Raw genomic sequence first — 14,511 nt, 5'->3', positions numbered from 1 at the left:
ACTAGGGAATCAGACGATCAATTTGTTGAGCTAAATCAAAATCTAAGTTACTCAAACCTCCCACGTCATGGGTAGTGAGGGAAAGAGTAACGCGATTGTAATTGATGGTAATATCAGGATGATGACCTAGTAATTCAGCCGGAGTAACTAAGCGATTAACAAAAGTGATCGCTTCGATAAAATTGTTAAATTTAAAAGTTTTTTCAATCCGTTGATCTCGTAACTGCCAGCCCGGGATAGTCTGTAATTGTTGGGAGATTTCTTGATCGGATAAACGAGTAGTGGGTAAAGAGAGGACTAATTGACCAGTTAACCCAATCATGAAAGCGATCGCTATTGCTAAGAATTGCTTCAACATTGAAGACGCTCCCGTAGTTGTGGTGAGCAGAAAAAGTGATCGATCGGGAGAGCATAAGCCCAAAATCTAACATAAAATCTAACATTAAGAAACACTTTACACCATAATTTCGAGAGAGCCAGGCTCAAAAATCAAGAATCCCGACAGATAGCCTTTCCGGGGGGAAACTTAAACGGTTTTCAGTCCGTCTGGGATTACACTAGAAAATACTCACTTATTCGATCGAGCCGTTCATGATTATTTCCGTCGTAGCACTGAAGGGAGGGGTCGGGAAAACCACCACATCGATTCATTTGGCCGCCTATTTTCAAGAAAAAGCGCCCACCTTATTGATTGATGCGGATAAAAATCGTTCGGCTCTCCATTGGTCCCGGGAAGATACCCTTCCTTTTATGGTAGCGTCCCAAGCTGGAGCGACGGGACTGGTGAAACAATACACTCATATTATTGTCGATACCCAGGCCCGGCCAGAGCCAGACGAGTTAAAAGATTTAGCTCAGGGCAGCGATTTATTAATCTTACCCACCACTCCCAATCATCTCGATATCGATGTCACCATTAAAGCGGCAGAATTGCTGTCCACGATGACCGATAATTATCGAGTTCTGTTAACCCAAGTGGATTCACGGACAAAAACAGGACGGGAAGCGCGGAAAGCTCTAGAAGAAGCGAAATTACCGCTATTTAAGCGAGAAATTCCCCGTTTAGTTGCTTTTGAACGAGCGGCCGAAAAGGGAGTCATCGTCAAAGATTATCCCGACCCCCGGTCGAATTTCGGTTGGCTTTGTTACCAAGCGGTCGGTAAAGAAATTTTTGCCCTAATGACATAAATTGTTAAAAAAGTTAACATTAATATTTGTGTCATTTTTCCCCGAAAAGATACTTAATCTGCATGGGGACTTTTTGTAATCTTCCGTTAAGTGTTCACTCCTAAATCCGTAAAGTCTGAGACAATCAAAAAAAGTCTGACTGTAGGAGAACCCTCTATGAAATTGGCCTATTGGATGTATGCGGGTCCCGCTCATATTGGCACTTTAAGGATCGCCAGTTCCTTTAAAAATGTTCATGCTATCATGCACGCTCCTCTGGGAGACGATTATTTTAACGTCATGCGCTCGATGTTGGAAAGGGAGCGTAATTTTACCCCCGTCACTGCTAGTATTGTCGATCGTAATGTTTTAGCCCGGGGTTCCCAAGAAAAAGTCGTCGATAATATTGTTCGCAAAGATCGCGAAGAAAGTCCCGATTTAATCGTTTTAACCCCCACCTGTACCTCCAGCATTCTCCAAGAGGATTTACAAAACTTTGTCGAAAGAGCGCGACAGGATGCCGAGGGGGATGTGCTGCTGGCCGATGTTAACCACTATCGCTATAATGAGCTACAAGCGGCCGATAAAACCCTCTATCAAATTATCAAATATTATCTCGATAAGGCCCAGAGAAAAGGGGAAATTATCTCCCAGAAAACCCCTAAACCTTCGGTTAATATTATCGGTATTACCACCCTCGGTTTCCATAACCAACATGATCGCACGGAATTAAAGCGGTTAATGGCAGATTTGGACATTGAAGTTAACGAAATTATCCCCGAAGCTGCCTCGGTGGATAACTTAAAAAATCTGCCCCGCGCTTGGTTTAATCTGGTTCCCTATCGAGAAGTGGGATTAATGACAGCCAAATATCTCGAAAGTGAATTCGCCATGCCCTACGTTGATATTACCCCCATGGGAGTAGTGGAAACAGCCCGCTGTATTCGCAAAATTCAAGAGGTAATTAATGGCCAAGGTGCGGCAGTAGATTACGAAGATTTTATCAATGAACAAACTCTGCATATCTCCCAAGCTGCTTGGTTTTCTCGTTCCATTGACTGTCAGAATTTAACGGGCAAAAAAGCGGTGGTTTTTGGTGATAATACCCACGCAGCCGCTATGACAAAAATTCTTGCCAGGGAGATGGGAATTCATGTGGTTTTAGCGGGGACTTATTGCAAGTATGATGCGGATTGGTTCCTGGAACAAGTGAGTGAATATTGCGATGAAGTGTTAATTAGTGATGATAATGGGGCGATAGGGGATGCTATTGCTCGATTAGAACCAGCGGCGATATTTGGTACTCAAATGGAACGTCATGTGGGCAAACGTTTAGATATTCCCTGTGGAGTAATTGCCGCACCTATTCATATCCAAAATTTCCCCCTCGGTTATAAACCTTTCTTAGGTTACGAAGGCACTAATCAGATCGCCGATTTGGTCTATAATTCCTTTACTTTGGGTATGGAAGATCACCTATTAGAGATATTCGGTGGTCATGATACCAAAGAGGTAATTACTAAGGGTATTTCGGCAGATTCTGACCTAAATTGGAATAAGGAAGCTACGGTAGAATTGCAGAAAATACCCGGTTTTGTGCGCGGGAAAGTCAAACGAAATACCGAAAAATTTGCCCGGGAGCGAGGTATTGGTGAAATAACTTTAGAGGTAATGTATGCCGCTAAAGAATCTGTAGGAGCTTAATTATTTTTGGGGCTGAAAGTTAACAGCATTCAGCCCTATTTTTTAGTTATCTACTTAATCCCTTAAGTATTCTTTCCTCTACTTCTTTTCCCTGAATTAACACTCCAAATCCTCCTAAACCAGTGGGATTGATTAATTGATGTAAGGCATCTCGGCGCTGAAATATAGTTGATATATCGATTTTTCCTTGAGAAAGTTGATTTAATCTATCCCCTAATCCTAAAGCCATTAAAAATAATCCTTGCTGAGTAAAACCGAGATTTTTTAAGCCTAATTTCTCCCCTTGACGTTGTAAAGCAGTAAAATCCACATGAGTGGTAATATCTTGTTCTCCTACCCACAAATAAGGATGATCATGACGCTGGTGTTGTCGATAACATTGTAGGGTTCCTTGACTTCTTTGGGGATGATAATATTTTTCGGCAGTGTAACCGTAATCTATGGTTAAGATATAACCTCGATCGAGTTTCCGATTAACCGTTTCTAACCAGTCTAAAGCTAATAAGTTTACCTCGGTTTGATAACCCTCCGGATAAAGTGGGGAGGGAATATTTATCCCCACTAAATCAAAATAGTCTTTGATTCTGTCGGTGGATAAATCTGCGATAATCTCCTGAAAAGGTTCCCCCAATCCCAGATAAATTTCTCGTAATTCTCCCGACTCGATCACAACTCGATGGACAGGAAAAGCATCGATTAACTCATTACTAAACACACAACCCACAAGGGAATTATCGGCTAAATTCGGCCAACTTTGCCAAGATACCGGGGAATATCCCGCTAAAGTTGCCCTTTGTCTTTCCCTGAGTTTCTGAGATTGTTCGATAATTATATAACTGAGATTTTCATAAAAATCAGCATAGCTATGACTTAAATAATCAAGGATATCTTTCGCTAAAATTCCCGAACCTGCTCCCACTTCCACTAAAGTAAATCCAGGCGAATTGCCCAAAAATTCCGCCATCTCGACAAATTGCTCTGCCAACAATTGGCCAAAATCTGCCACTAGGGACGAGGAAGTAAAAAAATCTCCTTTTGAGCCAATTTCTACTTTTCCAGAGGTGTAATAGCCATAATCAGGGTGATAGAGAGCTAAATCCATCCAGCGATCGAAGCTAATTCGACCCGCCGCTGATTGTTTAATTTCCTCTAGGATGATTGCTTCTAAATTCATTTTGATCAGGGAATTATGAATTATGAATTATGAATTATGAAATGGGAAGTGGGAATTAGGAATTATGAAATGGGAAGTGGGAATTAGGAAGTGGGAATTAGGAAGGGTGCATCTAACATTTGCAAAAATACCGACAATCAGCAATTATCAGTGACTCTTAAATTATTACAGACGTATCAGCAGCTGCGTGTAAGCATCCCACCGAAAAACTAATGCGCGGGGGGTTTGGGGGCGGCACTTCGACACGCTCAGTGACCGCGCCACGCCCCCAACGGGGGGTTTGGGGGGTAGAACCCCCCAAAGGCTTGGATTGAGTGATAAAATCGAAAGTAACGCCCAATTTTAGCCGAGAGTTTCCCCGTAAAAATCCCAACTTGGTAGATTTACAAAAATTAACTTAAAACTTACATCTGATAACTGATAACTGATAACTGATTTACTCTCCCGCATGATAGGAACTGCGGACTAGAGGGCCGGATCTAACTTGGGAAAAACCCATTTTTTGGGCAATTTCTCCCAACTCGCTAAATTCTGCGGGAGTCCAATATTTCTGTACGAGCAAATGTTCCAGAGAAGGACGCATATATTGACCAATAGTAACTCGATCGCAGTCGATCGCGCGTAAATCTGCCAAAGTCTCGATAATTTCCTCTTTTGTCTCACCGTGACCGACCATTAAGCCAGATTTCGTCGGAATTGAGCGATCGATTTCCTTAACATAACGCAAAACCGCCAAAGAGCGATCATATTTAGCCCCGCGTCTAACTGGTCCTTGCAAACGGCGCACCGTCTCGATATTGTGATTGTAACAGGCAGGTTTTGCCCCCACCACCGTCGCCACCCGTTCCTGTTGACTTCCCTTACCTCCGGCAAAATCCGGGGTTAACACTTCAATTAAAGTGTGAGGATTGAGTTCGCGAATGGCCGTCATCGTCCGGACAAACCAACCGGCCCCGCCGTCTTCAATATCATCTCTAGCTACAGAAGTCAAGACAACGTAACTTAAATTTAACAATTGCACCGCTTCGGCTACTTTTTGCGGTTCCTCCACATCGAGAGGCATGGGTGCATGACCCTTATCCACTTGACAAAAACCACAGGACCTGGTACAAGTGGGACCCATCAACAAAAAAGTCGCCGTACCTTGGGCATAACATTCGCCGCGATTGGGACAGCGACCCTCCTCGCAGATAGTATGAATGTTCCTTTGTTTGATAATGCGCTGAACCGTGGAAATTTCGCTAGATTTGCCGAGTGAACGCCGTAACCAAGGAGGTAAAGAGGTTATTTCCTCGCGCCACTGTGGGGGTATATTGGACATGAGAAGTTAACTAATGTTGGGGGTTGGGGATTCCAGTTATCAGTAATCAGTGGGGAGAGGGGACAAGGGAGAGAGACGACCGACTCCCCAAAACGAAAACTTTTGATCTCACCCTTAAGATAACTGCCATAAGCTGAGAAAGCGGGTAAAGATCATTGTTAATCAAAAAGGAAACTTGGGCAATGGGACGACGGCAACGGAGAAAAATTTTCAATCTGGTCATTCAAGGATTGGCGGGTTGCCTCTTGGTTAGTATATTTGTTCTTAATTCCCTGCCATCCCTAGCCCAAAATTTTCTAGTTCCATTTGCATCTCCCACGGGAACAAGGATTTTTGTAGCCGGGGATATAGAATATGCTTCCGTGCATCTAGATGGATTTGCCTTATTTCAGATTGCCTCCCAAGATTTTACCGCTTCTGAAGCCCGGGAACTCTCCCCGGTAGAAAGACGGGCTAGCCGCATTGAAAGGGGCTTAAATAATATTATCAATCGGGGTTTCGATCCGACAACCCTGCAAGTAAGTACGGCGACTCTCAATAATTTAACCGTGATTGTGGCCAAGGATAACCAGAATTTACCGCAACAGGTAATTCTGACAGTAACAGAAGTTGATGCCCTGATCGATTCTTCTTCGGTTGGCGATTTAGCGGACAGATGGGTTAAAATCATCCAAACAGCTTTGCTCCAAGCTTGGCAAGAACGTCAGCCCGCCCCTCGTCGGCAACAGGTAATGACTGCCACTATAATTATTTTGGGGCTAACTTTCTTAAGCTGGGTATCAATTTGGTGGCAGAAACACCTAAGAAATCGCTTCAATCTCCTCAAAAAACAAGCTAAAAGGCAATCAGATCAAAATTTACCCATAAATTCCCCCCCCAGAAAAGATCGCTCCCAAGAACCGATTTTAGCCTCTCTAGAAGATTCCTCTAATTTCCGTCAACAGGCTGATATTCAGCGACAACTGACGTTAAATATTCTCTGGAAAAGACTGGCTCTTATTGGACTGATACTGCTTTGGTTTGGCGGAATAGCGGCGATTTTGTATGTATTTCCCGAAACTAGGCTAGAAGGACGCGGAATAATCCGTATTCCTTTACAGATTTTTATCATCTGGTTGCTGATGACATCAGTGAGCAATATGGTTAATCTCTACGTTAATTCCAGACTACGCGAGTGGGTAGAGGAAGGAGCGGTTTTTTCGGAAAATTTGGAAAGGAGGATTCTGCGCGCTCCCACTTTATTAGAAGTTTGGCGAGAAATTATCACATTTATCGCTATTTTTCTGGGAATTTTGGTTTTTTTGAGTTGGATGGGCCTTTCTTTCGCCTTTTTACTCACGGGAGCCGGTTTAGTGGGAGCATTGCTCACCTTTGCCTTTCAGGATCTTTTAAAAGATTGGATTAACGGTTTTCTAATTATCTTTGAAGACCAATACACTGTCGGTGATATGATCCAGTTTCAGGAGTTTATCGGTTTGGTGGAAAATATGAGTTTGCGAGCGACTCAATTGCGGGCCGCCGACGGACGTTTAATCACTATTGCCCATAACCAAATTATCACCGCACACAACCTCAGTAAAGATTGGGCGCGGGTCGATTTTACCATCGAAGTCGCCTATCAGACCGAGCCAGATCTGGCGATCGCTTTAATGGCAGCCATCGCTGAAAATATGGCTGTAGATCCACAATGGCAAGAAGATATCATCAATCCCGTGCAGGTTGCTGGTGTCAGTCGGGTTTCTCACACGGGAATGGAAATTATGCTCAGAATTGTCGTCAAAAGATTACGACAATGGGACATAGAAAGAGAGTATCGTCGTCGTCTAAAAATTGCTTTTGAGGAGAAGGGAATTCACATCGGTATTCCCCAACAAAGTTTCCTGATAGCACAAGATAGAGAACAATTCAAGGGACAGTTTTAAAGGGGAGTGACTCTCTCCCACTTATGGTGATAACCTATTGAAAAATGGCGTTTTGGGGTTGTTATGTCCTTAAATGTAAAGTTTTGTTAGGAGATTCAATTCAAGGGACAGTTTTAAAGGGGAGCGACTCTCTCCCACTTATGGTGATAACCTATTGAAAAATGGCGTTTTGGGGTTGTTATGTCCTTAAATGTAAAGTTTTGTTAGGAGATTCAATGTTTCTGGGAAAGTGGGTTAGAATCGACTTGTGTTAGGTCTGGGGTATTCTATCTAAAGGACGAGAACTTTTTGCCCCTATTCCTCTGTTTCCCAAAGCTCCTCAGCCTTGTTTTGTCTCTAACCTAGCCCGAGAATATTTCTAGGAACGGATTTAGTTTTCTCACATTTGCTCTTTGACTTGCCACCCCCGATTGACCTAGACTTCACTGAGATGTGTCAGGCAGTCAGGGTTGAATGACCAACTGGTTGAGGCAAGGAGTAAGCAGGATTAGGTAGTGGGGGAATTGGTGCAGGTGATGCGGGGTGTGGTGTGAATATTTAAGTGAGTACACAAGGAAGGAGTTAACTATGTCTGACAAGAATAATGAGCCTAAAGATAGCTTGGATAAAATAAGTATAGGTGTCTCATCTTTATCGACATTTGTTTTAATGATTATTGCCATTCTCAATGGGTTTATAGGATATCAGACTTCTCAGCTGCAACAGAAAACCGAAAATATTGAGAATCAATTAGAAGGATTTAAAACCAACATTCAAACGGCAGAATTAATTCAAAAATTGATTGGAGATTTACAAAGCCCTCAATTAAAAAAAGATATCGCTTTAATTGCTTTGAATCGGACGATAGCTGACAATGATGAAAGCTCTAAGCAGATGATTGCTGAGATAGCAACGCAAATTTATAGATCAAGATTTAAAGAGTTAATGTCTAAACCCTCGAATACAGATCAAGAATTTATAGGACAAACACCAGAGTTTCAAGATACTTTTACGGCTCTTATGATTATTGGCGAAAGGGATCCGAATCAAGCTAATGGGATTATTAAAGAGCTTAGAAAACTTCAAGAAGGCTACAAAAATAGCAAGGATCCTAGAGAGAAAATTGTTGAACAAATAACTAACAATTTTGATTTTGTTGTTGATATTTACTATAACGAGAACGAGAAAGAAGTGAATAAATTTAAGCAATATCTACAGGGCAAAAAGTACGCAATTAGTTTAAACCCGATTAAAAAAGAAAATGTTCAAAATACATATTCTTTAAAGAATGATCAGCCAATCAGTAGGATCAAATATTTTCATGCTGGGGATAGAGAACGAGCTAAAAATCTAGAGGAACTCACTCAAAGTTATGTGAATAATAATAAAAACATAAATTTACCTAAAGACCTACTAGAATCGGATCTACTAGAATTACTGGACTGGAATGCTCCTAATGGGAAGATTGAAATTTGGGTTTATTTCCCTCCAACTCCATCAACTCCATAAACTGACTGCCGCCCTCATTTGGTCGTGTACGAAGGTACTTGGAAGTAACCGTAAAAAAACGGCTCTTCTTGTTTCTGTGTGGAAAGAAGAAGAATAGGGATAATTTTTCGGAAATATAGTCTTCAAAGCCTTGCCTAGCAAGACTCCTACGAATGATAAGCACTGATTATCACACAGCGTCGAGAATATCCGAATGTGCAAGGCTGGCGACTGAAATTGACAGCGTAATTCGGGATTCCCCTTTTTTCTAGGTCGTTGCTTAGAGCGCGTTTTCACCGACTCACCTCTGATTTCTTCTCGTTATTTTACCGTTTTTTACTATCTTCCTTTTGGATTATCAGGTACTCTTTATAATTAAGCCTCTTGCTTAAGTTGACACCAATGATCGTGGTCAGTGAGTTTATCGAACTGCGTCGGACAAAAATGTCATATAGATATTTCTACAAAACTGAGATGTACCCAACAGTCTTAAGTAGAAAATTGCCGTCTTTTCACTGATTACTGATCACTGATTACTGTTTGGTAGATTTAAACTAGGTTAGGATAGCTAACCTAACCTAGAAAATTTTTAGGAAGCTAAGGCTACCTCGACTATTTGTTGTAGTTCCCCATTTTGATAGAGTTCGATCATAATGTCGGAACCGCCAATAAATTCACCGTTGATATAGACTTGGGGAATAGTCGGCCAATTGGAATACTCCTTAACTCCTTGTCTTAACTCCTGATCTTGGAGAATATCGACAGTTTCGTAGGAAACCCCCAGAATATTGAGAATTTGTATGACGTTATTCGAGAAACCACACTGAGGCATTAATTTATTGCCCTTCATGAACACAAGAACTTTGTTATTCTGAACTAATTGATCGATTCTGTCCTTAGTTTCGGGTGTCATAGGTCTAGTAGCTAGAATTTGAGCAAGAATAGCCAATCCTGAGACGTGGCATATCCTATCAGTTTAGCACAAGCCGTTGAGATAGCCTTAAAAAGGAAGGTCTTCGTCCTCCTCCAAACTCTCTAAAATTTCGTTAACATCAGGTCTCCCGCGCACGATAGTCATATTTTCCAGAGACTTATTAACTTTAGTTTCTACGGCCGAATTTTCTGGCAGTGAATAACCCATATTGACCACTTCACCATCAAAAGATTTCGCTAACTTTTGAGCGGCCGCCAAAATTTCACTAATATCTAGATCTTGATCTAATGTCTCTAAAGATGAATCAAAATTTAAGATTTTTTGGGGCAGTTCTGTGCTAGGAGTTTTTGGGGTTCCCGATGCAGTGATCTTTGCTTCTTTTTTATCGATAATTGCTTCTTTGACCGGGGGAATATCCACCACGGTCATAACTTTATTTTCGGGAGTTATTGGTGGAGTTGCTGCGGTTTCTGGTGGTGGTTGTATCCTAGCCGCCGGGGATTGGGAAACTTCCGCAGCCATGGCAGCAGTGGCGGAACCTACCTGTAAATGAACTTTAATCCGGCGCTGAAAAACTGCCTCGAAAGCTGACTCAATATTAGTCAAGCGCAGCCGGGCCATTTTTAATAATTGTTCCGAAGATATGCTTAAATAAGCACTCGATTCTTCCATATTAAAAAGACTGCCATGCTGACGTAGGAGAGTGCGAGTAGTGGGGGGTTCCATTACTTCTAAAACCTGCTGCCAAATTTGTTCATTATTGTCATCACTAGCAACAGTTTTAACCTCAGTTTTCGGCACTGCGACGCTAGTTGTCGGGGTAATAACTGGCGGTTTTATCGGTTCATTAACCGGCGCCGGCGCTGTGATCACTTCAGGGGGCCTCTCGGCGCTGGTTTGGGGACGGGAAGGCACTGCCGTGGCAACTAGAGGAATCACCTGTGCTTGCGGTAACAGTCCTAATAGAGTGACTTCTAACCAGAGACGGGGTTGAGTGGTGTTTTTTAGTTGTGTTTCGCTGTCTTTAAGAAGTTGTTGACCGCGGAGAATTTCCTCTAAAGACCAAGTACGCGCTTCCGTACATAATTCCTGCCAAGTGGGAGCGGTGACAGCCACCATTTCTGGACGATTAGGGGCAGTTTTGGCTAAAAGTAGGTTTAAATAGAATCCCGCTAGATTTTGCAAGACGATTAAAGGTTCCTTCCCGCGATTCATCAGATGGCGACATTGTTCGATAACTTGATCGGGAATATTGCCATGAATGACTTTAAGTAGGGTTAAGAGGTCTCTTTCGGGGACTGCACCGACCAAATCCCAGACTCGCTCGGCCGTAATCGTTCCTGCGAGTAAACTTAATTGATCGAGGAGACTTTCGGCATCGCGTAAACCACCGTTAGCGATCTGAGCCACTAGGGTTAATGCTTCTAGGTTAATATCGATCGCTTCTATTTGGGCGATTTTTTGCAGGTGTGCCACCATGGCATCGAGAGCAATACGGCGATAATCAAAGCGTTGACAACGGGAGATGATAGTAGGCAAGACACGCTGAGGATCGGTGGTAGCAAGCACGAAAATCACTCGATCTGGCGGTTCTTCTAGAGTTTTCAGCAAAGCATTAAAGGCCGCCGTACTGAGCATATGGCATTCATCGATGACATAGACTTTATAACGACATTGGACGGGGGCAAATTGCGATCGCTCGATAATTTCCCGAATGTTATCCACACCGGTATTACTAGCGGCATCAATTTCGATCACGTCTAGGGCCGAACCATTGGCGATCGCTTGACAGACGGAACATTTACCGCAGGGAATCGGTGTCGGATGGTCACTAGACAGACAGTTGAGGGATTTGGCTAAAATTCGCGCCGAGGAGGTTTTCCCCGTGCCTCTGGGTCCAGTAAATAGGTATGCAGGAGCGATTCGCTCACTGATTAAGGCATTACTCAGGGTCGTGGCGATCGCTGATTGTCCCACCAAATCGGCAAAGGTTTGGGGACGATACTTATGATGTAGAGGTTCGTAGGTCATGACTGGCTGAAAACTTTTTCCGCACCCTAGAGACTACTATTATCCTATCCCGATTCTTTTTCAACACGAGAACAAGTGTATGCTTTTGATCTAGCCAGTTGTAATGCGCGATTTGCATCACAAGAATGGCAATTTAGCTAAGGCTTCTAATAAATTGTATTAATAACTACAATTTGGCCGAGAAAACCTGACGACTATCTTAGTATGCCTAAAGACAGCGCCACTAATCAGACCAACTGCTTATGACTGAATCTACAAAAACCCAATGTCCTTACTGTGGAGTAGGTTGTGGTTTGACAGTCACCCCCCCCGCGTCGGCCGGACAAGCATGGAAAGTCTTCGGGGACAAGTCCCACCCCTCCAGTCAAGGTATGGTCTGTGTTAAAGGGGCCACCGTAGCGGAATCAATCGATAAAAATCGCCTCAAAACCCCGATGATCCGCGATTCCCTCCAAGATCAATTCCGTCTTTGTACTTGGGAAGAAGCCCTCGATCGCATCGTTAACCGCATCCAAACTTTAATCGCTCAGGGGGAAAAGGAAAGTATCTGTCTATACGGTTCGGGACAATTTCACACCGAAGATTACTACATCGCCCAAAAACTGGTCAAAGGCTGTCTGGGAGTCAATAACTTTGATGCTAATTCCCGTCTCTGTATGTCCTCGGCCGTGGCCGCTTATCGGGACAGTTTCGGATCCGACGGTCCCCCCTGCTGTTACGATGACCTAGAATTAACCGATTGTGCCTTTTTGGTGGGGACAAATACGGCCGAATGTCACCCCATCATCTTTAACCGTCTGCACAAGTATCTCAAACGCAACCAACAAGCGAAATTAATCGTCGTCGATCCCCGCAGGACAAAAACCGCCGAGGCCGCTAATCTCCACCTCGCCATTAACCCGGGGACCGATATTGACCTATTTAACGGTATTGCTCACCTGTTACTGAATTGGGGGGCGATCGATACCTATTTTATCGATAAATGTACCCGGGATTTCCGCAAATACGCCGAAATTATCCGCCATTATCCCCCCGAAATAGTCGCCCCTAAATGCGGTATCCCCATTGAGGATTTAGAACAGGCTGCCCGCTACTGGGCCGAATCGAAAAGAGTGCTTTCCCTCTGGTCGATGGGTATTAATCAATCTAGCGAAGGCACGGCCAAAGCCCGCACTTTAATCAATTTACACCTAATGACGGCTAATATCGGTAAGCCCGGGGCCGGTCCTTTTTCCCTAACCGGACAACCCAACGCCATGGGAGGAAGGGAAGCCGGCGGCCTCTGCCATCTTCTCCCCGGTTATCGTTCCGTCAAAAATCCCCAACACCGGGCCGAAGTGGAACAAGCTTGGGGTTTACCCGCCGGTCGGATTTCTCCCGTCCCCGGTCGCGACGCTTGGAGTATGATTACTGGTTTGGAGACGGGAGAGGTGAAATTGCTTTGGATTGCCGCCACTAATCCGGCTGTTAGTATGCCTGATCTAAAACGCACCCAGGCGGCCCTGTTAAAATCACCTTTTACTGTTTATCAGGATGCCTACTATCCCACAGAAACCAGCGCCTACGCTCATTTATTACTGCCAGCGGCCCAATGGGGTGAAAAAACCGGAACAATGACCAATTCTGAGCGTATGGTGACTTTAAATAAGGCTTTTCGTCCTCCCGTCGGTCAAGCTCAGGCCGATTGGCAAATTTTTGCCGAAGTTGGTCGCCGTTTGGGTTTTCAGGCACAATTTAATTTTAAGGATTCGGCCGAGGTACATTCCGAGTTTATCCGGTTGACATATAAACGTCCTTGTGATATGACGGCGATTAATTATGATCGCCTGGCCGAGACTCCCCGACCGTGGCCCGATTCCATCGATGAAATTTCCGCCCCTAAAACCGCTAATTCTGGGGAATTACTAGGGAATTTAGTTAAAGATGAAAATAAAAGCGAAAAAACAGCCGCAAAACGCCTTTATACCGATGGTAAATTTAATACTGCCGATGGTCGTGCTGTTTTCGCCGCTTACCACAGTAAAGGTCTAGCGGAACCCCCGGACGATGATTATCCCCTAGTTTTGACCGTGGGGCGTTTGTACGGTCACTGGCACACCCAAACCCGCACCGGCCGCATCGAGAAAATTGTCAAAATGCACCCCGCACCTTTTCTGGAAATTCATCCCCAAGATGCGGCAAAATTGGGCATAGAAGCTGGGGAATGGGTGGAGGTGCGTTCCCGTCGCGGTTCTGCCCGTTTTCCCGCTTTAATTACCAAAGCAATTGCTCCTAATTGTGTCTTTGTGCCGATGCACTGGGGGGCTTTATGGGCAGAAAATGCTGAGGCCAATAGTCTCACCCATTCGGCCGCTTGTCCGATTTCCCTGCAACCAGAATTAAAAGCTTGTGCCGTCAAATTAATCCCGATCAAGTCTTTAGTTAATGCCGAATTAAGTAGGTAGGCGAAAAAACTTATAAAATAGTAGAGAACCCTTTGTGGAGGAGGAATCAAACCTTGCCAGCCCCTCTAAAAATTGATTTAAGTGAAGAAGAAGACAAAAACCTGCTAGAACTGCAAAAACTTGCAGGAATTCCTTATAGGGTCAAGGAGAGAGCCGAAATCATTCGACTTAGGCATTATGGATGGTCAGTGGAGAAGATAACCCAATATAGCAAAGAGCGGGATAGTTAGGACATAATAGAGAAAAAGAAATGAGGAGAAGCTTTCATGGCAGCACCCTATAGTGATGATTTAAGACAGAAAGCAGTGAGTGCCGTAGAGCGAGGGGAGAAAAAAAGCCATGTCTGT

General features: G+C 43.8%; 11 protein-coding genes. 5 read left to right on the top strand and 6 right to left on the bottom strand.

What is annotated here, in order from left to right; all coding sequences use genetic code 11:
• Position 1: 1 nt before the first annotated feature.
• Entirely contained in the window at positions 2-358 is a 357-nt protein-coding gene (locus IM462_RS12400) for a 4a-hydroxytetrahydrobiopterin dehydratase (protein WP_287699975.1), read from the bottom strand.
• Between the two features lie 233 nt (positions 359-591).
• Here IM462_RS12400 and IM462_RS12395 point away from each other — a divergent pair, with 233 nt between their 5' ends.
• The gene (locus tag IM462_RS12395) at positions 592-1,188 is read left to right on the top strand and encodes a nucleotide-binding protein (protein WP_002740297.1); all 597 of its coding nucleotides are present in this window, start codon (positions 592-594) and stop codon (positions 1,186-1,188) included.
• Between the two features lie 156 nt (positions 1,189-1,344).
• A complete protein-coding gene (bchB, locus tag IM462_RS12390; RefSeq protein WP_287699974.1) occupies positions 1,345-2,871 on the top strand; it encodes a ferredoxin:protochlorophyllide reductase (ATP-dependent) subunit B in 1,527 nt (508 codons plus the stop codon).
• A 46-nt stretch (positions 2,872-2,917) separates the two neighbouring features.
• On the opposite strand, the gene IM462_RS12385 is transcribed toward bchB, so the two are convergent.
• The 3 genes from IM462_RS12385 to lipA form a co-directional block, all read right to left on the bottom strand.
• A complete protein-coding gene (locus tag IM462_RS12385) occupies positions 2,918-4,045 on the bottom strand; it encodes a class I SAM-dependent methyltransferase (RefSeq protein ID WP_287699973.1) in 1,128 nt (375 codons plus the stop codon).
• 157 nt (positions 4,046-4,202) lie between these two features.
• Positions 4,203-4,418: a hypothetical protein gene (locus IM462_RS12380; protein ID WP_287715242.1), complete on the bottom strand. Its 216-nt coding sequence runs from the start codon at positions 4,416-4,418 to the stop codon at positions 4,203-4,205.
• A gap of 63 nt (positions 4,419-4,481) precedes the next feature.
• On the bottom strand, positions 4,482-5,366 hold the full coding sequence (lipA, locus tag IM462_RS12375; protein ID WP_287703214.1) for a lipoyl synthase: 885 nt from the start codon (positions 5,364-5,366) through the stop codon (positions 4,482-4,484).
• A gap of 182 nt (positions 5,367-5,548) precedes the next feature.
• Between lipA and IM462_RS12370 the strand changes: the two genes are divergently transcribed.
• Both IM462_RS12370 and IM462_RS12365 read left to right on the top strand, forming a co-directional pair.
• Positions 5,549-7,288 (top strand): mechanosensitive ion channel family protein, encoded by a 1,740-nt coding sequence (locus IM462_RS12370; protein WP_287703218.1) that lies wholly within the window; start codon positions 5,549-5,551, stop codon positions 7,286-7,288.
• 567 nt (positions 7,289-7,855) lie between these two features.
• Positions 7,856-8,776, top strand: coding sequence for a hypothetical protein (locus IM462_RS12365; protein WP_287703212.1), 921 nt, complete (start codon positions 7,856-7,858; stop codon positions 8,774-8,776).
• A 568-nt stretch (positions 8,777-9,344) separates the two neighbouring features.
• Here IM462_RS12365 and grxD read toward each other — a convergent pair.
• On the bottom strand, positions 9,345-9,668 hold the full coding sequence (gene grxD / locus IM462_RS12360) for a Grx4 family monothiol glutaredoxin (protein WP_002770648.1): 324 nt from the start codon (positions 9,666-9,668) through the stop codon (positions 9,345-9,347).
• Positions 9,669-9,755: 87 nt separating this feature from the next.
• On the bottom strand, positions 9,756-11,720 hold the full coding sequence (locus IM462_RS12355; protein WP_287703210.1) for a DNA polymerase III subunit gamma/tau: 1,965 nt from the start codon (positions 11,718-11,720) through the stop codon (positions 9,756-9,758).
• A gap of 242 nt (positions 11,721-11,962) precedes the next feature.
• Between IM462_RS12355 and IM462_RS12350 the strand changes: the two genes are divergently transcribed.
• Positions 11,963-14,164 carry a molybdopterin oxidoreductase family protein gene (locus IM462_RS12350; RefSeq protein WP_287703208.1) on the top strand — a complete coding sequence of 734 codons (2,202 nt, stop codon included), beginning with the start codon at positions 11,963-11,965 and terminating at the stop codon, positions 14,162-14,164.
• Positions 14,165-14,511: the final 347 nt, after the last annotated feature.

Source organism: Microcystis sp. M144S2 (genome assembly GCF_020246065.1).
Taxonomy (GTDB): domain Bacteria; phylum Cyanobacteriota; class Cyanobacteriia; order Cyanobacteriales; family Microcystaceae; genus Microcystis; species Microcystis ichthyoblabe_A.
The sequence above is the reverse complement of the archived record's forward strand: the minus strand, read 5'-3'. Positions and strand labels throughout refer to the sequence as shown.